The following is a 24002-nucleotide window of genomic DNA, read 5'->3' on the forward strand; positions in this document are numbered from 1 at the left end:
AATAGTTTTAAAATATATTAGATTATATATTTTATTTAGATCGATTTATTGGTAAATCTAGATAAAACTGTATAGTTTGATATATTTTTTTGCTTTAAATTAGGAATTAATAACTTATAATAATAAAATTACCAAAATAATTTTTTGGAAATAAGGAAAAATACTATTTATTAAATAAAGTTTATAAAAAGCACTTGAAATGTCTATACAATTGTTGTAATATATACACGAAGTGTAGAAAACGAATACACATTTAGAAAAATGAATAATACAAGTGAAAATTAAAATTTTAAAAACGGGGTGGATTAAATGGAAAAATTTACGGCGTTTATGGACAAATATATACTTCCATATGCAACTAAATTAGGTGCGCAAAGACATCTAGTAGCAGTAAGAGATGCATTTATAGCTATGATTCCTTTAACTATAATCGGATCTTTTGCAACACTTATTAACAACATGCCTTTCAAGGCTTTATCAAATTTCTTAGCAGAAAATACATTTGGTCAACAAATAAAAACTATAAATGGAGATATTTGGTGGGGAACACTAGCAATAATGGCGCTATTATTAGTTATTGGTGTTGCTTACAATTTAGCTAAATCATATGAAGAAAATGGTTTACAAGCAGCAATGATTGCAACAGCAATATTCTTCTTCTTAGCACCACAAGTTGCTTCAATTACTCCAGAAGGAGCTACAGAAGCAGTAGTTGGTTGGGGATTCATGCAAATTTCTTATTTAGGAACAACAGCATTATTTACAGCAATTATAGTTGGACTTTTAGCAACAGAATTATTTGTTAAATTAGGAAAAGTTAAAGCATTAGTTATCAAAATGCCAGATGCAGTTCCTCCAGCAGTTAGTAGATCATTTGCTAAGCTTATACCAGGTATGTTAACAGTTCTTATATTTGCAGTAATTGGTTTAATAGTAAGAACAGTTGCAGATGGTGCATTCTTAACAGATTTAATAAACAAATATGTAGGAATTCCTCTATCAGGAGTTACAGATTCATTAGGTGGAGCTATTGCAATAACATTATTTATCCATGGATTATGGTTTGTTGGATTACACGGTTCAAACATTGCTTTACCAATAACAAGTACTTTATTAACTAAGTTAGGTGCAGATAATGCACAAATAATGGCAACAGGTTCTAGTGAGCCATTACATACATTAGCAGGTCCTTTCTTCGATGCCTTTGTTCACATGGGTGGAGCAGGATTAATAATAGGTTTATTAGTAGCTATAGCTATAGCAGGTAGAAGCAGAAAAGATATGCTTGCTTTAGGTACAGCACCAGCAATATTCAACATAAATGAACCAGTTATATTTGGATTACCAATAGTTTTAAATCCAATATACGGTATACCATTTATAATAGCACCGGTTGTTACTACTATAGTTTCATATTTATCAATAAAATCAGGTTTAGTAAGTCCAGTAATTGTTGCATCAATGCCATGGACTACACCACCAATAATATCAGGATTCTTAGCTACAGGTCATATTTCAGGTGCAATATTAGCGTTAGTTAATATAATTATATCAATAGTAATTTACTTACCTTTTGTATATGCAGCAGAAAGAATGGAAGCGAAGAAATACGCTGAATAAAAAAGTATTTATTAATAGAAATATTTGAGATATAAAAAAGAAATGCCTTCGGATTATTTTGGCCGAAGGCATTTTTGTATAATAAACAATATTATTGGCAAAGATAAACTATCACTTCAATGGAGTTGACCATAATCTTTGTGTAGAAAATCATCACCTCAGCATAGCGATATTTCCAATTTTGAAAAAGCAAAACCTTTCATCTTACCTCAGCTAATCTTTCACCTTTACGAAGTAAGCTTACTCGTATTTTTCTATTTTTTTAATTACGTTTTCATACATGGTATTAACAACATCAAAATTCATAGCTTTTATATAGAATGATTCTAAATCATCATGTAGAGCATGAGAATTACTAATTAGAGAAATAGCTTTATCAAGTAATTCATAGAAGATTTTACTATTATATTCTATTTCTGAAGCTTTAGAAGCAAGTGAATTAGGTTTTGTATAGTCTTTTAGATAATAATTTATTCCGGAATAATTTGCTCGGTTAATTTCATTGTTGGTTAAGACACATGTTGATATTTCAGGAATGAATATATGCTCAATACGCTCAGGAATAAATGGATCATACATATATTCAACATAATATCCTTTCTTTTGTCCAGAAGTACCTAAGTATTTTAATATATCTGTTTTTCCCATACCTGGTCCACCAGTCAGAACATATATGTTTTTATATCCATTAGATAAATTATCTGCAAAAGTAATTATACCATTAGGAGTTATAGCCGTTGCAAAAAGTCTACGCTCTCCACCATAGCCAGATATATCTGTTCTAAAAATATCATTTTTTAATGTTTCTATTAATACAGATATTTTATTAGAATCTAGAGATTCATAATTAAGATTACTCCAATCATCATGAATAGACCTTGCAGCAGCAAGATATCTATAAGCTCTTTTGTAACATTTGCTTATATCTCTGTTTATACATAAAATGTCTCTTTTATGCTTTGACAGCATATCCATATCTAGTGCATCACCCATATTTAATATTTCATCTACAGCTCCTGGAGTTATTGGATCAACTATGTGTGGAGATGTGCCATCAATTAATGCTACACCTAATTCTTTTATTACTATTCCATCTAAAGAATTATTGTCAGAGGAACAATGATGATATTCGATTGTATAGCCTTTACTAAAGAAATAATCTCCTACCTTTTTCATTAAAGAAGATTTACCTGTGCCAGGGCCACCTTTAAGACATAAAATACGTTTGGCATCATCTTGACTTAGAATATATCTATAAAAAGAGTAAAATCCTTTTGATGTATTGCCTCCAGGAAAAAAGTGTCTCCCTTTCAAATTATCCATTTGATCACTCCTAATAAAATTTTAATAATATATTTTATTCAAGCAACCTATAAATGTAGACTTTAAAGAGAATAAAAAATGAAAATACATATGAATAATTGGTGAAAGTTTATGCATATAGATATAAATACTGTAAAAAAGGTATCTTTAAGAATTGATATAAACAAGCATTTTTACTTGTTTATAGTTATGTAATTAGCTTGAAATTATAAAAAGGGAAAAAATGTTTAAAAAAACTCTTGCATAAATATGATTTTATGATGTATAATTATGCAAGAGTTAAAAAGACATTTCAGAAATAAAAAGGGGGATTAAATATGAAAAAATCATTAATAAAAAAAATAATGGCAGTTGTTATTGTTGGGGTAATTGGAATTATGGCTGTTGGATGTAGTAGTAAATCTACAGGAGAAGTTAAAGACAAACTTACAGAAATAAAAGAAAGTGGAAAATTAGTTGTAGGTATGAGTGCTGATTATGCACCTTACGAGTATCATGCCTTAATAGATGGTGAAGATAAGATAATTGGATTTGATGTTGATATAGCACAAGCTATAGCTGATGATATTGGAGTAGAATTAGAGCTTAAAGAAATGAACTTTGATTCATTATGTGAGGCTGTTCAATTAGGAAAAATTGATATGACTATATCAGGAATGACTCCTAAACCAGATAGAAAAAAAGCAGTAGATTTTTCAGACATATATTATAAAGCAGAGCAAGCATTTTTAATACAAGCATCTAATAAAGATACTTACAAAACTTTAGCTGATTTAGAAGGTAAAAAAATAGGAGCTCAAATGGGATCTATTCAAGCTGAGATAGCTGAAGGAATTGAAGGAGCAAGTGTGAAATTATTATCTGATGTTAACACTTTAATACTTGAACTTAAAAATGGAAATATTGATGCATTAATTATTGAGGCTCCAGTTGCGAACTTAGCAACAACTACTAACACAGATTTAGTTGTTGGAGAAGAAATAATAGAAGATTCTGAAGGGGGATCAGCTATTGGCATGCCAAAGGATTCACCAGAATTAGTTGAGCAAGTTAATTCAACATTAAAAAAATTAATGGATGAAGGAAAGATAGATGAATTTGTCCAAAAAGCAGTAGAACAAGTTAAAAACCAAGTGGAATAGTAGTTAAGAGTTAACAGAGAAAAGTTAATAGTTTATGATAGTTTAATTAATGACTATTAACTTTTAACTATTAATTTCTAACTAAGAAAAGTAGGTGGATAGGATGAATTGGGATTTTGATTTTATAACCAATGGACAGATGGTTTATTTTTTTCAAGGGGCAAGGTGGACTTTAACAATATCACTTGCTTCAGTTGTATTAGGGGTAGTATTCGGAACTATATTAACATTTTTAAAACGTTCAAAGATTAAATTATTAAAATTTATAGCATCAGCTTATATAGAAATAGTTAGGGGAACACCGTTACTATTACAAATTTTTATAGTTTATTTCGGTTTGAGTAATGTTCTTAAAATAAATGAATTATTTGCAGTTATAATAGCATTGTCATTAAATTCAGCTGCATATGTTTCTGAGCTTATAAGAGCTGGTATTGAAGCGGTTGATAAAGGACAAATGGAAGCAGCAAGAAGTCTAGGCATGAGTGAAAGTATGGCTATGAGATTGATAGTTATACCACAAGCTATAAAAAACATATTACCTGCTATAGGTAATGAATTTGTTGCAATAATTAAAGAGTCTTCAATGGCTTCAACTTTAGGAGTAGCAGAGCTTATGTATGCAGCAAATGTTGTTAGTACAAGAAGTTTTAATAAGACAGAAACTTTAATAATGTCAGCGGTATTTTATTTTATAATGACATTCTCATTAGGTAGACTTATAAAATACATCGAGAGGAGGTTGAAGGTAAGTGATTCAAATTAAAAATCTTCATAAGAGTTTTAATGAAAATGAAGTACTAAAGGGCATAGATGATAATATAGAAAAAGGTGAAGTAGTTGTAATAATAGGACCTTCAGGCTCAGGAAAAAGTACTTTTTTAAGATGTTTAAATTTATTAGAAGTTCCTACAAGTGGAGAAATAATATTTGAGGGAACTAATATAACAGATAGAAAGATTGATATAAATAAAATAAGAGAAAAGATGGGAATGGTTTTTCAACAATTTAATTTATTCCCTCATAAGACAGTGTTAGAAAATTTAATTATAGCACCTGTTATGGTAAAAAAAATAAGTGAAGAAGATGCCAAGAAGAAAGCATATGACTTATTAGGAAAAGTTGGACTAGTAGATAAGGCAGATGCATATCCAGCATCACTTTCAGGTGGGCAAAAGCAAAGAATAGCAATAGCAAGAGCGCTTTGTATGGAGCCAGATGTTATGCTTTTTGATGAACCAACATCAGCGCTAGACCCAGAAATGGTTGGAGAAGTTTTGTCAGTTATGAAAGATCTTGCAAAAGAAGGAATGACTATGGTTGTGGTAACACATGAAATGGGATTTGCAAGGGAAGTTGGAGATAGAATATTGTTCATGGATAATGGAAAGATAGTTGAAGAAGGTTCCCCTCAAGAAATATTTAATAATCCAAAGAATCCAAGAACAATAGACTTTTTATCAAAAATTATTTAAAAAGAGCCGAGAGGCTCTTTTGTTTTGCTGCGTAAAAGGTGAAAAGTCAGCTTTGCTGAAGTGAAAAGTTTTTCTTGCGGAAAAATGAAAAGTCTCCTGCGGAGAGAAGAAAAGTTTTGCTTGAGAAAAAGGTGAAAAATTAGATTTTCATTATTATAGAGCAATATTTTCACTCTGACCAAGTCAGATTTTACCCAGAACATAGTTCAATTTTCACTTGGAAATAGTCCACTTTTCGTTGCTACAAAGTAGACAAATAATCATATATAAACTTGCTTACTAATAAAATAGTAATAGATATTAAGAGTGCTTAGGAGGCAAGATGGAAAATAGACTTAATTTGGATTTTTTGAAGATAGAATTTAGAAAGTTATACACTGAAGTTAATAATATCTTCGATTATAAAGGAAAAGATATAATAATTCATTTTAAGAGTATAGTAGAGTATATTATTTTACTTATTTATGAAAAAAATAAGATTTTGTATGATGATAAAGTAGGGTTAAATGAAAATATAACTAGATTATATAATAAGCGAATACTACCTGGAAAGATTTACAGAAATATTATATTAGTTTTATCACAGATAAATATTTGTTATCAGTGTAAAAATGACGAAGATGAAACTGAATGGTTTGAGGGGTTTATAGACAAATACAAAGATAGACTATATGAAATATTAGTTTTTGTAGCTGTAAAATGTGGTGAAGAAAATTATTCTCTTATATTAAGCGGATTAAATGAAGAGGAAAAAAATATATTTAAACAATATTTAAATAACAAAGAAAGCAATATTATTGATGATAAAGATGAAGAGAAGGGATTAGTTTTATATGAAGATGCGGCAAATATGGAAGATATAGATTCTGATGAAGTAAAAGAAAAAGTTTCAAAGTTAGTTGAAGCTGGTGAAAATTATTATTTAGGAAGAGGAGTACAAAAAAATAATAAAGAAGCTTTTAAGAATTTTATAGAAGCAGCTAAATATGATAGCGAAGTAGCAGAAGCTTATCTAGGTTTGTTTTATGAAAGAGGATTGTCTGTTGAAAGAAATTATGATTTAGCTAATAAGTGGTATAGGAGAGCTGCAGCTAAAGGTAATTCTTTTGCTCAATATTCATTAGGATGTTTATATCTAAATGGAACAGGAGTAGCTAGGGATTATCAGAAAGCATTAATATGCTTTGGAAAGAGCTCAGAAAGTGAGTATAGTCCAGCCTATTATCAATTAGGAAGAATGTATTATAACGGATATGGGGTAGACAAGAATTTAGAGTTTGCTTTTAAGTGGTATAAGAAAGCTGCAGAGGAAAATTTGCCAGCGGCGCAACATGCTTTATCGTATATGTATAAAACAGGAGAAGGTTGTGAAAGAAATATAGTTAGAGCATATTATTGGGTAGAAAAGGCAGCAGAAAATGATTATGAAGATGCTTATTATATTGTAGGAAAATCTTATTTAGAAGGAATATGTTATGAAGTAAATTATGAAAAAGCATATTATTACTTAAAAAAGGGATATGAAGCTTATGATACAGATTGTATAGAGTCTTTAGCAGATATGTATTATTCAGGACTATATGTAGATAAGGATGTAAGTAAAGCTTTAGATTTATACAATAGAAGTATAGAATGTGGAAATAGAAATATATTCTTTAAAGTAGGTAAAATATATGAAGATGAAAACTTGATTGATGAAGCTATAGACCTATATGATATGGGAAGTAGAGAAGGGGATTTGAAATGTATACAGAGATTAGGAATAATGTATTACAATGGGGAATTAGTAAAGAGAGATACAGAAAAGGCTATAAAATATATTGAGATAGCTGCAGAAAATAAGGCTCCACATGCTATGTATATGCTGGCTATAGCATATCTTAGAGTTAATAAATTTGGAGAAGACACTACAAGGATAGTTAAGAAATTATTAGAAGAGGCTTACGAGTTAAAGTCACAATTTGCTGCAGAGTATTTAGCATTTCTAATGTTAGCAGATAAAAAGGATGGTAAAGATATAAATGAAAAGAAACTACTAGAATATTTAGAGTTTGGGTTTGCTAATGGAGTAGTTGGATCATCTTTTCAATATGGCTATATATACGAAAATGGTATCGTAGTAGAAAAGAATTTAGAAAAAGCTTATTCATATTATAAGATGGCTGCTGATAGAGATTATATAAAAGCTATAGTTAAGCTTGCTTCTTGGTATAAGATAGGTAAGTTTTTACCTCAAGATATAAATGAATCTATAAAATTATATACAAAAGCAGCAGAGCACAATGATATTGAAGCTATAGAAAGTCTTATAGAGATATATGAATTAGGGTTTGGAAATAGTAAAAGTGATATTAAAGCATTAAAATATGTATTTAAACTTATAGAGCTAGATGCGTTAAAAGGGAAGTGTAAGCTTGCTTATTATTGTTTAGCTGGGATAGGTGTAGAAAAAGATGAAAAGAGAGCAAATGAGATAATAAAAGAAATAGAGGATATTGATAAAGGAACAGCTAATAATCTTAGATGTATTTTAGCAGAAAAACGATTAATTACTAATATGTCTCAAGATGAAATAATAAACACTTATATGGAAGGAATAGATGTTGGAAATTCAGATTGCTATGGAAACTTAGCATTATATTTATATAATAATAATCTATATAAAAATAAAAAATACGAAGAATACTTTAAATCAGCAATGGCAGGTAAGGATCTTGGAATAAAGAAATGTAACTACGTTTATTTAAAAGATATATTAAAGAAAAAAGAAGAAAATTCGATTGTAACAGAAGAAGAGATGAGAGTTGTAAGAGATTTAAGAGATATGATTGATAAGGGTATGTATGAAGCTATAAATGACTTATTAGAATGGTATGATATCAGAGATAAAACAGATGATAAGAATTACTATGAATTAAAAAAACAAGCTATCTTTTATAATATTACAAGGCCTAAACAAAAGCATAAAAAAAAGCTGTCAAGGCAAGAAACGCTTAATGTAATTACTATAGTTTCAGTATTTATGCTGATTATAATAATGATATATGCAATAGTTAAATAAGGTTTAGAAATTAGATTAAAGTGCAATAATTTAAAAAGTATAACTTAATAGTTGATGTGGGCTACTGGTATCACTTATACATAAATAATGTATTTCCTTTTTATGAGGAGGTGATACTAATGACGAATGAAGCTTTAACTATACTATTACAATGTGGTTTATTTTTTATAGCCTTCTTAGAATTAATAATAGGCTTGATAGATAAATTTACAAAAAAATAGTAGCCCCACCTCACAATTGGACGCTACTAGTTTTTTATAACTATATGTGATACCAGTTGTCTTAAACAACTAAAGTTATATTATAGGAATCTAACATATAACAGTATGTTAGATTCTTTATTTTATGCAAAATTTATATAATTTATTATTATTATTATTATTATTATTATTATCAAATTTTAATAAAATAAACATAAAATTCAATATCAAATTTAATGTGGCAAATAATTTTTTTTATATATTAATTTTTTTACTTTTTGAAAAAACTTTTAAATTGAACATAATGATTTTTATACCTGAAGAAATTTATTATATTAGTTCTAAATCTACTGTTATTATGCAATTAAATTGCGGGTGTAGCTTTTTAATATCTCGCTCTATAAATTGAGAAAGCTTTTCTTTAGTAAAGCAATCATTTAAATCTATAGGATTTACTACTATATCAAAAATTAAATTTTTAATATCATTTTCTCCAACAACTCTAAAATCATGAAGCGATTTAACTGCTGGATATGTTTTTAATACATCTTCAACAATTTTACGAGCATCAATAATTTCATCAGTGTCCACACAAATAGGATCCATGTGTATTACTAAGTATATATTTAACTTTTTTGAAATCTCTCTTTCAGCAGTATCAATTATATGATGTATAGTCATAACATCAATGTCAGAAGGTATTTCAGCATGAATTGATGCCATAATTCTTCCAGGACCATAGTTGTGTACTACTAAATCATGAATACCATTAATATTTTCATAAGACATTACCATATCTGAGATATTATTAACTAACACTGGATCTGGAGCTTCTCCAAGAAGAGGATTTAAAGTTTCCTTTATAAGTCCATATCCAGAATATATAATAGCACAAGCAACAAATACTCCTATATATCCATCAAGAGGGAATTGAGTAAACTTTGCTAATAAGAATGAAATAACAACTGTACTTGAAGTAAATACATCTCCTAAAGCATCAGTAGCAGCAGCTTTTAAAGCTGAAGAATTTATTTTGTGACCTACAGTTTTATTAAATTTAGAAAGCCACAATTTAAAGAATATAGATACAAGAAGAAGTAAAAATGGTATAACTTCAAATTTTACAATAGAAGGATTAGTTATTCTTTCAAAAGAACTTTTAATAAATTGTAATCCTACTAACATAACTAAAAATGACACTATTAAAGCAGAGATATACTCTATACGACCATGTCCAAAAGGATGCTCTGCATCAGCAGGCTTATTAGCCATTTTAAATCCAATTATAGTTATGATAGAAGAAGCTGCATCAGATAGATTATTAAAGGCATCAGCCATTACAGCTACCGATCCAGCTAAAAGGCCAACGGATAACTTTATTGAAAATAATAATACGTTAACTAATATACCTACAGCACCAGCTAAGTTACCGTAAGCATTTCTAACTTTTATATTATCGACTTTTTCATTATCCTTGACGAATGTTTTAATTAGGTAATTTGTTATCATATTAAAAACACCTCAGAAATATTTTTTGCATTAACTAAAATAAATATTAGTTCAAAATCAAAAGCCCTTATTTGGTAATTTGAAACTAACTAAAAGCTTGAGTAATTTGATAGCTAGAAGTTAGATTATAAATATATTTATACTAAATATATTAACAAGGATTCTCTTATATTCTATATCCTAATTTATCCAAAAACAAAAGTCAATAAGCATATCTTATTGAGAAAAATATGAAAATAGGATATATTATAAAGTATACGCAATAAAGCAAAAAGGGAGAGAATTACATGGAAAAAGTATTAGCAAAAGAACTTATAGAATTTTTATATAATAGTCCATCAGCGTCTCATGGAGTAGAATCTGTAAAAGCTATGTTAAACGTAGCTGGATTTACTGAAATAAAGGAAGCAGATAAATGGAACCTTAAAAAAGGTGATAAACATTATGTTGTAAAAAATGATTCTGCACTTATAGCTTTTGAAGTTGGAAATGAAAATATAGAAGAGTCAGGATTTAGACTTATAGGAGCACATACAGATGTACCAGGTTTTAGAATAAAGCCAAATCCACAAATGATTTCTGAAAATACATATGTAAAGTTAAACACAGAAGTTTATGGAGGACCGATATTAAGTACTTGGTATGATAGACCATTAGGGATTGCTGGGAAAGTTGCAGTAAAAGGTTCATCTCCATTAAAACCAGAAATAAGATTAGTTAATATAAATAAACCGTTATTAATAATCCCAAGCTTAGCTATACATATGAATAGAGAAGTAAACAATGGTTATAAATATAATGCACAAGTAGATACATTACCTTTATTAGGACTTATAAATGACAAGCTAGAAAGAGAAGACTATTTAATGAACATTTTAGCGCAAGAGCTTAATGTTGATAAGAGTGATATCTTAAACTTTGAACTTGGATTATATGAGTACGAAAAAGGATCATTAATAGGAATGAATGAAGAACTTATATCTTCTGGTAGATTTGATGACTTATGGATGGTATTTGCAGGAGTTAAAGCTTTAATAGATAGTAAGGAAATAGATGCAACTAAAGTTATGGTATGTATAGATAATGAAGAGATAGGAAGCAGAACAGCTCAAGGTGCTGCATCTTCTATACTAAATAATCTTTTAGAAAGAATAATATTAGGATTAGGAAAAGATACAGAAAGCTATTACAGAGCGTTATCAAATTCAATAATGATTTCTGCAGACCTTTCACATGCAGTACATCCAAACTTAGGAGATAAACATGATCCAACAAATAGACCTGTATTAGGAAATGGACCTGTTCTTAAGATAGCTGCATCAGGAAGCTATAGCACAGATAGCTTTAATGGAGCAGTATTTGCATCAGTTTGTGAAGCAGCAAATGTTCCATTCCAAAAATTTGTTAATAGATCAGACGTTAGAGGTGGAAGTACTATAGGACCAATAACATCAGCTTTATTAAATATACCTGTAATTGATATGGGAGCACCAGTTTTAGGAATGCACTCTATAAGAGAGTTAGCAGCTGTTAAAGATAACTACTATACTGTTAAAGCATTTACAGAATTCTTTAGCATTTAATTAAGATGGAACAGTTGAAAAGCAAGGATTAAACTTATAATTTAGGAAATTTTAAGCCAGCAATATGCTGGCTTTATTTTTTGGATAATTTTGATAATTATTAGGAGAGATTAAAACTCTCTTTTTTATTTTACAACAAAAAACAAAAAAAGATAAAAAAGTAAAATAATGATGAATAAAATTGTTTTGATAGGATAGAATCAAGATGTAATTACAAAAAATGGATAATAATGAGGTGAGTAGTGTATTTAATTTAAGGATAAAAATTAGTAATACAGTATGGAGTTTTGTATTAATATGTGCAATATCATATTTAATATCTTCTTATAATGTTTATAAAGGAGAAGAAGTCATACCTAATATTTTAGGGGTGTATGGATTTACAATAAGTACAGGAAGTATGGAACCAACTATTAATGCTGGAGATTATTTAGTAGCAAAAAAAGTAAAGAGTGATGATATTAAAGTAGGAGACATAATAACTTTTGTAGAAGGAAATATAATAATTACTCATAGAGTATCAGGGATTATCAATAATCAGTACGAAGAGATAATGTTTATAACTAAAGGCGATGGAAATAATGTGGAAGATGATATTTCCATAATGAGTGAAAATATTGTCGGTAAATATGTATTTAAAATACCTATGCTTGGATATGTTTTAGATTATTTTAAGTATATGAATCCAATGATAAAAGTAGGAATTTTATTATTAATGTATCTTATTTATTTAAATATAGGTAAAGAAAAAAATATAAAACAGGAGGAACAGTATGAAGAAAATAGATAAAAAGACAGCAGCGCTTTTCATAATTTTATTATGTTTTATTATAGGAGGTAGCTTAAGTTTCGAAAGCTTAGCTAGATTTACAAAGAAATTTGAGATAGTAAATAAGAAGGTAAGTGTAGCAACTTTTGAAGTAAGCGCAGATAGTGAATTTGTATCAGAAGCTGAAATTAAGCCTGGAGATGTATTATCGGCAGATACTATAAAATTAAAAAATGATAATGATTATCCAGTTGAATTTACTATTAGTTTAAGTGAAAAGAGTGAAAATAATAATAAAGACAAGTCAACAAGTGAAGGAGCTAAAGACTTAATAAAGTATTTGACATTAACCATAGAGGGGGTGAATCAAACAGAATCAAAAAATCACTATACAACTATAGTAAATCCTAATAATGAAAAGGTTGTTTCAGCTAAAATAGAATGGATTACAGATGATGATATAGAAATATATGAGAATGATATATTAGATAATATTGCTAGATATACTTATGATATTAAAGCTAAACAAGTATTAGTTGATGATACTATACCACCAAGCACAAGTGATGAAAACAAAGAAATAGTATTTTATAAAAGTGATTTCGGAAATACAGGTTATATACATGATTGAAAGATATATGATCAATCTATAGAAAACACTAAAAAAGTTTATATAAAAGATTCTTCTTTGATAGTTGGAACTAGGGCATGGGTTGCATTAGGAAATGAAAATCTTGATTTGAAAAGTCAAAAATTATATTTTGATGCAGAAATAGAGATATTAGATGAGTTAAATAATAGCAAAGGAAATGGATTTAATCTTACAGTTGGTATTAGAGATACATTAAATGAAGACAATAGCAATAATTTTACGTATCAATTTTATAAAGTTAAGGAAGATGATAAAAGTAATATATTCACTAGATTAACTAATAATAATGGTTCAAATCTTCAGAATGTAATGTATCTCAAAGATGATAATGATATAGTTATTGATAGTGAAAAATTAATATTAATAGGAGAAATAGAGCTAAATGGGGATGAAACAATTGTATGTAATCTTATTATAAAAGATTATAATAGTAAGACTATATTATATGAAAAACGGCTAGAGGGAAGAAAATATTCTAAAAATAATAAGATTTTTATTAATATTAGCGGATTTTGTGGTGGAGAAGGAGTTAAAATTAACTCAATGGAAGTAAAAGCGAAGGAAATATAGATATAAAAAGTTTTTTGTATAAATAATATATAGAATTTTAATAAGAGTTACGAACTAATAATTTAGTAAGTAACTCTTATATTATTATCTAGAATTTATTGTTGTAACTATTCCTTTGGCCATAGTAAAGTCATATTTTTCGGTATTAAGTAAATTTCTACATTGATTGATAGTAAAAGTCATAGGGATTTTAGTGATTTCAGCTTTAGTTACAGGGCTTCCAGATAAACTTACGACTGAACTTATAGGAGATTCTTCTGTTAGTGTATTGAATTTTAGATTTAGGCTTTCATAGGCTGTTAATACTCTTTTTGCTTGATCTAAAACTACAACTTTTCTAGCTTCATCCATATAACCAGATAATTTAGGGGTAAAGGCAGCAGCTAATACTGCAACTATAGCTATAACAACTACTAATTCTATTAATGTAAAGGCTCGCTTTTTAGAGTGGGATTTAGATTTGTTATTCTTTATCATGAATATCCTCCAAATATATTTGCTTATCTAAAAATTATGAACATATTTATGGATAAATATTCAAATTAATTAAATCTGAAGTAAGATATTATCAGATTTTAGACAATAGTCTTTTATTTTGGTAAAAAAATAAGCTACCAATGGTAGCTTATTAAAATTCAAAATCATTTATGCTTTCGATGAATATCTTACCGTCTTTATCTACTACAACTTTAGCAATTACGTCAGAATAAATACTAGGTTTACCTATAGTTACAGACACATTGTATCTTATTTCGTACATTGATTCATATCTAGAATCATTATTTTCTATATTTTTTACTAATGTGATAAGTAAATCAGAATAAGAAACTTTTTCGCCATAAGATATTATCTTATTTATCATGTTTTCAGCACCTTCTGGTGTAAAGTTTTCTTTTATGTAATTCTCAGCTTCAATAGATTGTTCTTCATTGGAGTAATCTTTTGTATATAAGTAGTCCATAATTTCAGTAAATTTTTCTTCTATTTTTTCTTCAGTAATTTCTTCAACAACTACATTTGATTCGATATTTTTATCATCTGAAGAAATTTCATCGTCTTTTTTATCATCTTCTGGTTGTTGTTCGTGTTGTTCTTGATTAGAATTTTGAACATTATTAGTATCATTGTTGTTTCCACAACCAACAAATAAAGAGATTGATAATGCTGATATTAAAATTATTGATAAAATTCTTTTTTTCATTACATTTCCTCCAAAGTATAAAATAGGTACAAGATAATTATAACATAAATAAAAAAAATAATAAAAGTTTAGAATAATAGGACAAAAAAGTGGTTAGAACAATAGTAAGAAGTAGAAAAACTACTTCTAGAACTTTGATTTCACATCATAGAGTTGGGACACAGACCTAATATTATGTTAGGGCATAATTCCATCTTTATATTATTAAATTATTAATAAGCCTTATATATGAGGTGATGGTTCAAAAGTATTCAACACAGATGATGTTGAGCATAATCTCGGAAATCCTTAAAAATATACATACTGCATTAATATAAGGACATCAAAGTTATCTTTTAGATAACAAAAAAGGTTATGAAATATACTTTGTGAGTACAAGTCACGATGGTTAAGGGACTGTTAGTAATTTGATAATCTATAGTTTATAGCTATAAGTATTGTAATGTTAAAATATTACAATGATGAAGCAGAAAACTATAAGTGTGGTCAAAGTTCTTTTATTTTACATAAGAGTAATGAATTTTTTGTAATTGTGAAAACTATATTGACATGGTAAAAAAAGGATGTTAATATATAAAACAAATATTAACTAATTAATAACAAAATAGCTATATTTTGAATACATTATCAAACATATAGGTTTATGATTGATAAAACGTTTTCTTAAATAATGCAATTTTGATAAAAAGTTAATTTGGGGATGAAATTTTGAGAATAATAAAAAAAGGGGGCTAAAAGGTATGAAAAAGAGATTATTAGGGGGAATATTAGCTTTATCTATGCTGACTATGGGGCTAGTTGGCTGCGGAAATGGACAAGGTTCATCTGATGATGCAGGTGAAATAGTAATTGGGGCAATAGGACCATTATCTGGTGCAGCATCAACATATGGACAATCAGTTAAGAATGGAGCTCAAGTATTTTTAGATAAGGTTAATGAAAATGGAGGAATCGACGGAAAGCAAGTTGTATTGAAGTTTGAGGATGATGAAGCAGATCCAACTAAATCTATAAATGCTTATGATAAATTAGTAAATCAAGATGGAGTTAAACTTTTATTAGGGCCTGTAACTTCAGGAGCAGCTAATGCAGTTGGACCTAATGCTACAGCTGATGGTGTTCCGATGATAACTCCTTCAGGTACAGAAACTAATCTTACCACAACTGGTGGAGAATATGTATTTAGGACATGCTATATAGATGCGACACAAGGTGAAGTTATATCAAAATATGCTAGCGAAAACCTTGGAGCAAAAACAATGGCTATTCTTTATAATAAGGATTCAGATTACTCAATAGGTATTGCAGAAGCTGCTAAGGTACAATTCGAATCTAATGGAGGAACAGTAGTAGAGTATATATCTTACAATGAAGGAGATAAGGATTTCTCAGCTCAATTAACTAATATTAAGAGTTCAAATCCAGATGTTTTAGTATTACCTGATTATTATAGCGTGGTTCCAGTTATTGCAGACCAAGCTAGAAAGATAGGAATAACTTCACAATTAATGGGTGGAGACGGATGGGATTCACCAGAATTAGTTAAGATAGGTGGAGATGCTGTTGAAGGTGCTGTGTTTGTAAATCACTATTCACCAGATGACTCTGACCCAGAAGTCCAAGAATTTGTTAATTCATATAAAGAAAAATACGGAGAAACTCCAGATGCTTTTGCAGCATTAAGCTATAGTACTTTACAACTTTTCGAAGAAGCTATAACTAAAGCAGGTTCAACTGATGGAGAAGCTGTTAAAGATGCATTAAAAAATATAGATGTTGATACAATTTCAGGAAATATAAGATTTGATGAAAATAGAAATCCACAAAAATCAGTATCAATAATAAAGATAGAAAATGGAGAAGCAAAACTTGAAACTAAAGTCAATCCATAAAACTAATATTAATATGAGCCACTTACTTCGGTACTAATTCACTAGCATAAGAGTTTCTATTGTTCCTTACATTAAAAATTGCTAAAGTTTATGAACTAACTACGTTCAGGCAACATAAACTTTTTAACGCAATTTTTAATTGCAGGAACAATGAAAATCTAAATACTAGTCCATGATGTACCTGCATAAGCATCTCATATTAATAAAATGTTTAATGAATTATAAAAACAAAGATAAGTTAAATGTAATAAGCTAACAATTAGTTTGAAGGGGGGAAAGAAATATGGCATTTATACAGCAAATTATAAATGGATTATCGTTAGGATCTATTTATGCACTCATAGCTTTGGGATATACCATGGTTTATGGAATTATTAAGTTAATAAATTTTGCTCATGGGGATATCTACATGATTGGGGCTTTTGTAGGATTATACTGTGGGACGACTTTAAAGTTATCACTTATTCCAACATTATTGATATCAATGCTTGGGGCAGCTTTGGTAGGAGTAATTGTTGAGAAGGTAGCTTACAAGCCATTAAGAAATTCACCAAGAATAACATTATTAATAACAGCGATTGGGGTATCTTTGTTATTACAAAATGGTATGAGGTTATTAATGGGACCTTCACCTAAGGCATTTCCAAAGTTATTAAGCAAGGAAGTAATAAAAATAGGGGCTTTATCTATAGAAACGTCAAAAATATTAATGCTTGCTGTATCAATAGTCCTAGTTCTTCTTCTTCAAATTATTGTATATAAAACTAAGGTGGGTAAGGCAATGAGAGGTGCTTCATATGATATTGAAGCTGCATCGTTGATGGGGATAAATGTTAACAACATAATCTCACTTACCTTTGCTATAGGATCAGCTCTTGCTGGGGCAGCAGGAGTACTTGTATCCTTAGCATTCACTGTAGTAGAGCCTTATATGGGCACAATTCCAGGATTGAAAGCATTTATTGCAGCTGTTTTAGGGGGGATAGGTAGTATACCAGGAGCATTAGTCGGAGGTTTATTGATAGGACTAACTGAAACATTGACAAAAGCATATATATCTACCACTTTATCAGATGCAATAGTGTTTGCAATTCTTATAATAATTCTTCTTGTTAAACCAACAGGTTTATTAGGAAAGAAAGTAAATGAGAAAGTGTAGGTGAAGAAGATGAAAAAATATAGAAGTCAAATAATTATGATAATACTAGTATTTGGAGCCTTTTTCATCATTAATTCACTTATTGGAGCAAATATAATAAATAGATATATCACAAGGCTAATGATACTTAGCTGTATTAATATAATTTTAGCAATTTCACTAAACCTGATTACAGGAATAACTGGACAATTAAGCTTAGGAAATGCAGCATTTATGGCAATTGGAGCATATGTTTCAGCATTTTTTTCAGTAAATTTAGGAATGCCATTTGTTGTATCACTTATAGCTGGAGCAATTACAGCAGCAGCTATGTCAATAATTGTAGGAATTCCAACATTAAAATTAAAAGGAGACTATTTTGCAATAACAACTTTAGGAGTATGTGAAATAGTAAGAGTTTTAATAACAAATATGGACATAGTAGGTGGAGCTAGAGGTTTCACTGGAATACCAAAAAAAACTACATTTACAATAGCTTATTTTGCAGTAGTTATTGTAATAGTAGTTGTAGTGAACATAGTAAAATCTACAAAAGGTAGAGCGATGCTTGCAATAAGGGAAAATGAAATTGCAGCAGAGGCTATGGGAGTTAATACAACAAAATATAAAGTAGTAGCATTCTTTATATCAGCATTAATTGCAGGTTTTGCAGGAGGATTATTTTCACATTATACAGCATTTATTCAACCAACAACCTTTAACTTCTTAAAATCTATAGAGATAGTAACCTTTGTAGTACTAGGGGGAATGGGGTCAATAACAGGTTCAGTAATAGCGGCAATAATATTGACAATACTTCCAGAAGCACTAAGAGAATTCGCAGATCTAAGAATGATATTCTACTCAATAACACTAGTTGTATTAATGATATTTAGACCACAAGGTTTACTGGGAACACTAGAAATAACAGACCTAATTGAAAAATTCAAAAATAAAAGAAAAGTAAAAAAACAAAACAAAGCAACTACAATAGCAAGTAGCAAGTAATGCTTTATTAATAAGAAGTGATATAGTAGTAAATTAGAGGAGAGGAGCATAAAATAAGACTCCTAGAAAATAAATATCTAAGTAGTAAAATTGAAAATAAGAAGTTAAGAGAATATGTTCTAGAAATTTAAGATATTAAAAAAAGTAGAAACTACGAAGTAGTTTCATCCTTAAGTATGGTAAAGAATTAAAAGATTATGTTAGTAGTAATATTGAAAATATATATTTGTGGAAGCACATATGAATGAGTAACTATGATTTCATTATTTCTGGAATTAAAATTGCGTTAAGAGGTTTAATTGTTTGAGGTACGAGTTATTAGACCTTAGTAATTTTAATGAAAGGAATAATAGAAATTATATACGAAATGAATCGGTGCTAAAGCAAATATATATTTTCAATAAGACTAACATGAACAAGGAGGGAATATGCTAAAGGCTAACAGACTTACAATTAAATTCGGCGGACTAGTTGCTGTTTCAGATTTTTCTATTGAAATAGGGGACAAAGAAGTCGTAGGACTGATTGGCCCTAATGGAGCAGGAAAAACTACAATATTTAATATGCTAACAGGTGTTTATACACCGACAGAAGGTACTATAAGCTATCTTGGAGAGCAAATAAATGGGCTAAAGCCATATGTTGTTACTTCAAAAAAGTTAGCAAGAACATTTCAAAATATAAGATTATTTGAAAAGATGACGGTTATGGATAACGTAAAGATATCCTATGATTATAGAGTTAAGTATGGTTATTTCGATGCTATATTTAGAACAAAAAAATTTAGAAAAATAGAAAATAAAATGGATGAAGAGGTAAGGGATATATTAGATACCTTTAATCTACTAGATAAGGCAAGTGAAAAGGCAGGTAATCTATCTTATGGGGAACAAAGAAGACTTGAAATAGCGAGAGCACTTGCAACAAATCCAAAGTTACTTCTTTTAGATGAACCTGCGGCAGGTATGAATCCACAAGAAACAATGCAATTATCTGAGTTAATTAAAAGTATAAGAGATAAATTTAATATTTCTATACTGTTGATAGAACATGATATGAAGCTTGTTATGGGGATATGTGATAGGATTTCTGTATTAGATTATGGAAAGAAGATTGCGGAAGGAGCTCCTGAAGAAATTAAGACAGATAAGCGAGTAATTGAAGCATATCTTGGTGCCTAACGGTAAAAATGTTTTCTCCCACTTAATATATTAGCTTAATTAATGCTCATGAATATTCTAAAATTCATGAGCGTTAATTAAGATTTATTTATAAAAATTATGGTTAATTAAATTACATATATAATGAAGCTTTTTTAAATATATATTTAGAAGTAATAGTTTGAAACTATTAAATTTCTATTTAGTTTGGCTAAGATGAAAGGGGGCGTAACTATTGGGAAAGGTTGTTTTGGAGATTAAAGATCTTAATCTTTATTACGGAGGGATTCATGCTTTAAAGGGGATAAGTCTAAAGGTGCGTGAGGGAGAGATTATTACTCTTATAGGAGCAAATGGGGCAGGTAAAACTTCAACTTTAAGAGCCATATCTTCATTAGAAAAGATTAAATCAGGTGAAGTATATTTTTATGGAGAAAAGATAAATGGAGTTAGTTCAAATAAATTAGTGTCAAAAGGATTAAGTCATGTTCCAGAAGGTAGAAAGATATTTGGTAACCTTACAGTTATGGAGAATCTAGAGCTTGGTGCATATTTAAGAAAAGATAAAGCTCAAGTTAAAAAAGATTATGAGATGGTTTTTGAAAAATTTCCAAGATTAAAGGAACGAAGAAATCAAAATGCAGGTACACTTTCAGGGGGAGAGCAACAGATGCTTGCTATAGGAAGAGCTTTGATGAGTAGACCTAAAATGCTTTTATTAGATGAACCTTCAATGGGACTAGCTCCTATGGTAGTTAAAGATATATTTGATACTATTGTAGAAATAAATAAATCAGGTACTACTGTATTGCTTGTAGAGCAAAATGCTAATATGGCACTTTCAATAGCTGATAGAGCTTATGTACTTGAGACAGGAACTATAGTTATTGATGGTAAAGCAGATGTATTGCTTAAGGATGATAGGATAAGAGAAGCGTATCTTGGATAACAATATATAATAACCTATTCTGTTTAAACTTCAGGATAGGTTATTTTTATTAATGAAGATTTTAATAAAATATTACTATATAAGCGTATATTAATAGAAAATAATAATTATATTACAATTAAAAAAAATATATACTTTATTAAAAATGATATTATGAAGAAGAGCATTTAAAGTACTAAATAAAATCAGATAAAAAGTCGCAGAAAAGTGGATAAGTTGAATAATATAAGTAGATAGATGACTAAGTCTATCTTTTTTTATTTTAAATATACTCTTAAAATGGAAAATTAAGCTATGAATAGACATTGCACTAAATAAAATAAATATTATCTTAAGAAAAAACACGTATTAGAAAGAAGATTTCATAATAGAAATTTGATTTTATTTAAGTTAACATCAAAAAAATAATAGTTAAATGGAATATATAATTAAATTTATAATTTGTATGAAAAAATTTTTCGATAAAGACATTATTAGAAATATTTCAATAAATAAAACTATAAATATAAAATTTTTCTAGAATAGAAGAGATTAAGGGAGGAAAAAGACGACAAAAACTTCTCTAATATTGTGTAAATAAATGGTAAAATATAAAACGTAAGATATATATAGGGTGAGAATTTTATTACGGTGAAACACTATATAAGCTAATAAATAGTTTTAAGCCAGTTATAGTTATTCAGTATATATCAATAATATTATTAGTCTTATATGTTTTAATATGGATACATGGTTAAAATCAATACATTTAATATTTGGATAAAAGCTTTATGAAGAACTGCTGATGATTATTGATAACTTTACAAAAAGATTATGAAAGAATATTTAGATAGGATACAAAGTACTTTAAAAGAAATTGTATCAACGTATATATTAGAATATACATTGGATGAACAATAGAATAAAAAAATAATGAGGTTTATTTATAGTATCAGTAGGGGGAAAGGTAATGGAATTAATCGACAGAATGGTTAGACCTAAAATTGATAAGCGAATATTCTTATCATCACCACATATGGGTAAGTATGAAAAAAAGTTTATAGATGAGGCATTTTTAACTAACTGGATATCACCGTTAGGACCAAATGTCGAAAATTTCGAAATAGAATTATCAGATTATGTTGGCTCTGGTGGGGGAATAGCATTATCTTCAGGCACTGCTGCAGTACATATGGCTGTTAAGTTATTAGGTGTAAGTAAAGGTGATATAGTGTTTTGTTCAAGCTTAACATTTGTGGCAAGCTGTAATCCAATAATTTATGAAGGCGCAGAACCTGTATTTATTGATTCAGAGCCAGAAAGTTTAAATATGTCACCTATAGCTTTAGAAAATGCATTTAGATATTATAAAAAATTAGGTAAGTTACCAAAAGCAGTTATAGTAGTTCATCTTTATGGACAAAGTGCTGATATGGATCCAATAATGGAGATTTGTAATAAATATAAGGTTTCGGTTATTGAAGATGCGGCAGAAAGTTTAGGAGCAACATATAAGGGAGTTCAAACAGGAACAATAGGTAAATATGGTGTTTATTCTTTTAATGGAAATAAGATAATAACTACTTCTGGTGGAGGTATGCTTGTATCAAATAATATAGATGGACTTCACAAGGCAAAATTTTGGGCAACTCAGTCAAGAGATAATGAAAGATATTATCAACATAGTGAGCTTGGATATAACTATAGAATGAGTAATGTTGTAGCTGGAATAGGAAGAGGACAATTAAAAGTTATAGAAGAGCGAATAAAAAAGAAAAAGGAAATATATGAGTTTTACAAAAATAGCTTTATTGAAATAGATGATATAGAAATGGCGCCAGTAAGAAATTATGGTGAACCTAATTATTGGTTAAGTGTTATTACTTTATCTAAGGATTCAAAGGTAAAGCCTATTGACATAATTTTAGCTTTAGAGAAAGAAAATATAGAATCAAGGCCAGTTTGGAAGCCAATGCATCTTCAACCTTACTTTGAAGAATATAGATTCTTTAAGCATAATGAAGATGATGAAATAAGTGTATCAGAAGACGTATTTAATAGGGGGGTATGTTTACCTTCAGATACGAAGATGACTGTAGAAGAGCAAGAATATGTAATAGAAATTATAAAAGAATTATTTAGAGAGATTTAGGGTATGTTTATTAAAAGAATATTTGATATTTTAATTTCAACGGTATTATTATTTTTTTTATGGCCTGTTATGTTAATTATTTGCTTTATAGTAAAAATAAGCCTTGGGACTCCGGTACTATTTCTTCAAGAAAGAGTAGGGAAAGATAATGAGGTATTTAAGATAATAAAGTTTAGAACAATGAAGGATGCAAAAGATAAGTATGGAAATGACTTACCCGATTTTGAAAGAGTTACAAGCTTAGGTTCATTTTTAAGAGCTACAAGCTTAGATGAGCTTCCAGAATTAATAAATGTAATAAAAGGAGAGATGAGTTTAGTTGGTCCAAGACCATTACTTAAGCGATATTTAAGTGTATATAATGATGAGCAAATTAGAAGACATGAGGTATTGCCTGGGATTACAGGCTTGGCTCAGGTAAATGGAAGAAATTCGTTAACATGGAATGAAAAATTTAAGTTAGATATTTGGTATGTAGATAATTGGTCATTTTGGTTAGATATAAAAATACTATTCAAGACAATATATAAAGTATTTAAGAAAGATGGAATTAACCAATCAGAAGGAATTACAATGGAATACTTTAATGGTCAAAATTAATGAACAAATGGTAGGTGAT

Annotated in this window: 21 protein-coding genes; 17 read left to right on the plus strand and 4 right to left on the minus strand. The window is 28.9% G+C overall.

What is annotated here, in order from left to right:
* Positions 1 to 309 precede the first annotated feature (309 nt).
* Positions 310 to 1620 carry a PTS transporter subunit EIIC gene (locus H8S10_RS00800; protein WP_055266039.1) on the plus strand — a complete coding sequence of 437 codons (1311 nt, stop codon included), beginning with the start codon at positions 310 to 312 and terminating at the stop codon, positions 1618 to 1620.
* Positions 1621 to 1860: 240 nt separating this feature from the next.
* Here the strand turns inward: H8S10_RS00800 and H8S10_RS00805 are convergent, their stop codons facing one another.
* Entirely contained in the window at positions 1861 to 2943 is a 1083-nt protein-coding gene (locus tag H8S10_RS00805; RefSeq protein ID WP_186837611.1) for a PRK06851 family protein, read from the minus strand.
* Between the two features lie 317 nt (positions 2944 to 3260).
* Here H8S10_RS00805 and H8S10_RS00810 point away from each other — a divergent pair, with 317 nt between their 5' ends.
* The 5 genes from H8S10_RS00810 (at position 3261) to H8S10_RS18020 (ending at position 8842) form a co-directional block, all read left to right on the plus strand.
* Positions 3261 to 4085, plus strand: a complete 825-nt coding sequence (locus H8S10_RS00810) for a transporter substrate-binding domain-containing protein (RefSeq protein WP_055266042.1) — start codon at positions 3261 to 3263, stop codon at positions 4083 to 4085.
* A gap of 103 nt (positions 4086 to 4188) precedes the next feature.
* On the plus strand, positions 4189 to 4851 hold the full coding sequence (locus tag H8S10_RS00815; RefSeq protein ID WP_186837612.1) for an amino acid ABC transporter permease: 663 nt from the start codon (positions 4189 to 4191) through the stop codon (positions 4849 to 4851).
* Positions 4838 to 5560 carry an amino acid ABC transporter ATP-binding protein gene (locus tag H8S10_RS00820; RefSeq protein WP_186837613.1) on the plus strand — a complete coding sequence of 241 codons (723 nt, stop codon included), beginning with the start codon at positions 4838 to 4840 and terminating at the stop codon, positions 5558 to 5560. The genes H8S10_RS00815 and H8S10_RS00820 overlap by 14 nt, the downstream gene beginning before the upstream one ends.
* 322 nt (positions 5561 to 5882) lie before the next feature.
* Positions 5883 to 8621: an SEL1-like repeat protein gene (locus H8S10_RS00825; RefSeq protein WP_186837614.1), complete on the plus strand. Its 2739-nt coding sequence runs from the start codon at positions 5883 to 5885 to the stop codon at positions 8619 to 8621.
* Between the two features lie 119 nt (positions 8622 to 8740).
* A complete protein-coding gene (locus H8S10_RS18020; RefSeq protein ID WP_231074160.1) occupies positions 8741 to 8842 on the plus strand; it encodes a putative holin-like toxin in 102 nt (33 codons plus the stop codon).
* A gap of 309 nt (positions 8843 to 9151) precedes the next feature.
* On the opposite strand, the gene H8S10_RS00830 is transcribed toward H8S10_RS18020, so the two are convergent.
* Positions 9152 to 10330: a cation diffusion facilitator family transporter gene (locus H8S10_RS00830; protein WP_186837615.1), complete on the minus strand. Its 1179-nt coding sequence runs from the start codon at positions 10328 to 10330 to the stop codon at positions 9152 to 9154.
* Positions 10331 to 10617: 287 nt separating this feature from the next.
* On the opposite strand from H8S10_RS00830, the gene H8S10_RS00835 reads away from it, so the two are divergent.
* The 4 genes from H8S10_RS00835 (at position 10618) to H8S10_RS00850 (ending at position 13904) form a co-directional block, all read left to right on the plus strand.
* Positions 10618 to 11913: a M18 family aminopeptidase gene (locus H8S10_RS00835; RefSeq protein ID WP_186837616.1), complete on the plus strand. Its 1296-nt coding sequence runs from the start codon at positions 10618 to 10620 to the stop codon at positions 11911 to 11913.
* 235 nt (positions 11914 to 12148) lie between these two features.
* Positions 12149 to 12703: a signal peptidase I gene (locus H8S10_RS00840; RefSeq protein ID WP_186837617.1), complete on the plus strand. Its 555-nt coding sequence runs from the start codon at positions 12149 to 12151 to the stop codon at positions 12701 to 12703.
* Positions 12687 to 13313, plus strand: a complete 627-nt coding sequence (locus tag H8S10_RS00845) for a hypothetical protein (protein ID WP_186837618.1) — start codon at positions 12687 to 12689, stop codon at positions 13311 to 13313. Before H8S10_RS00840 ends, H8S10_RS00845 begins: the two co-directional genes overlap by 17 nt.
* A gap of 57 nt (positions 13314 to 13370) precedes the next feature.
* On the plus strand, positions 13371 to 13904 hold the full coding sequence (locus H8S10_RS00850) for a hypothetical protein (RefSeq protein ID WP_186837619.1): 534 nt from the start codon (positions 13371 to 13373) through the stop codon (positions 13902 to 13904).
* A gap of 84 nt (positions 13905 to 13988) precedes the next feature.
* Here the strand turns inward: H8S10_RS00850 and H8S10_RS00855 are convergent, their stop codons facing one another.
* Positions 13989 to 14381, minus strand: a complete 393-nt coding sequence (locus H8S10_RS00855; RefSeq protein ID WP_186837620.1) for a prepilin-type N-terminal cleavage/methylation domain-containing protein — start codon at positions 14379 to 14381, stop codon at positions 13989 to 13991.
* 151 nt (positions 14382 to 14532) lie between these two features.
* The gene (locus H8S10_RS00860; protein WP_186837621.1) at positions 14533 to 15105 is read right to left on the minus strand and encodes a hypothetical protein; all 573 of its coding nucleotides are present in this window, start codon (positions 15103 to 15105) and stop codon (positions 14533 to 14535) included.
* A gap of 740 nt (positions 15106 to 15845) precedes the next feature.
* Here H8S10_RS00860 and H8S10_RS00865 point away from each other — a divergent pair.
* From H8S10_RS00865 to H8S10_RS00895, 7 genes are all read left to right on the plus strand, one after another.
* Positions 15846 to 16997, plus strand: coding sequence for an ABC transporter substrate-binding protein (locus H8S10_RS00865; protein ID WP_186837622.1), 1152 nt, complete (start codon positions 15846 to 15848; stop codon positions 16995 to 16997).
* A gap of 283 nt (positions 16998 to 17280) precedes the next feature.
* On the plus strand, positions 17281 to 18156 hold the full coding sequence (locus H8S10_RS00870) for a branched-chain amino acid ABC transporter permease (RefSeq protein WP_186837623.1): 876 nt from the start codon (positions 17281 to 17283) through the stop codon (positions 18154 to 18156).
* A 9-nt stretch (positions 18157 to 18165) separates the two neighbouring features.
* The gene (locus H8S10_RS00875) at positions 18166 to 19143 is read left to right on the plus strand and encodes a branched-chain amino acid ABC transporter permease (protein ID WP_186837624.1); all 978 of its coding nucleotides are present in this window, start codon (positions 18166 to 18168) and stop codon (positions 19141 to 19143) included.
* A 428-nt stretch (positions 19144 to 19571) separates the two neighbouring features.
* The gene (locus H8S10_RS00880) at positions 19572 to 20324 is read left to right on the plus strand and encodes an ABC transporter ATP-binding protein (protein WP_186837625.1); all 753 of its coding nucleotides are present in this window, start codon (positions 19572 to 19574) and stop codon (positions 20322 to 20324) included.
* A 214-nt stretch (positions 20325 to 20538) separates the two neighbouring features.
* On the plus strand, positions 20539 to 21252 hold the full coding sequence (locus tag H8S10_RS00885; protein WP_186837626.1) for an ABC transporter ATP-binding protein: 714 nt from the start codon (positions 20539 to 20541) through the stop codon (positions 21250 to 21252).
* A 949-nt stretch (positions 21253 to 22201) separates the two neighbouring features.
* Positions 22202 to 23383, plus strand: coding sequence for a DegT/DnrJ/EryC1/StrS family aminotransferase (locus H8S10_RS00890; protein ID WP_279287135.1), 1182 nt, complete (start codon positions 22202 to 22204; stop codon positions 23381 to 23383).
* A 3-nt stretch (positions 23384 to 23386) separates the two neighbouring features.
* A complete protein-coding gene (locus H8S10_RS00895; protein WP_186837627.1) occupies positions 23387 to 23983 on the plus strand; it encodes a sugar transferase in 597 nt (198 codons plus the stop codon).
* Positions 23984 to 24002 lie beyond the last annotated feature (19 nt).

It is taken from the genome of Clostridium sp. NSJ-49, assembly GCF_014287725.1.
GTDB classification, from domain to species: Bacteria; Bacillota; Clostridia; order Clostridiales; family Clostridiaceae; genus Clostridium; species Clostridium disporicum_B.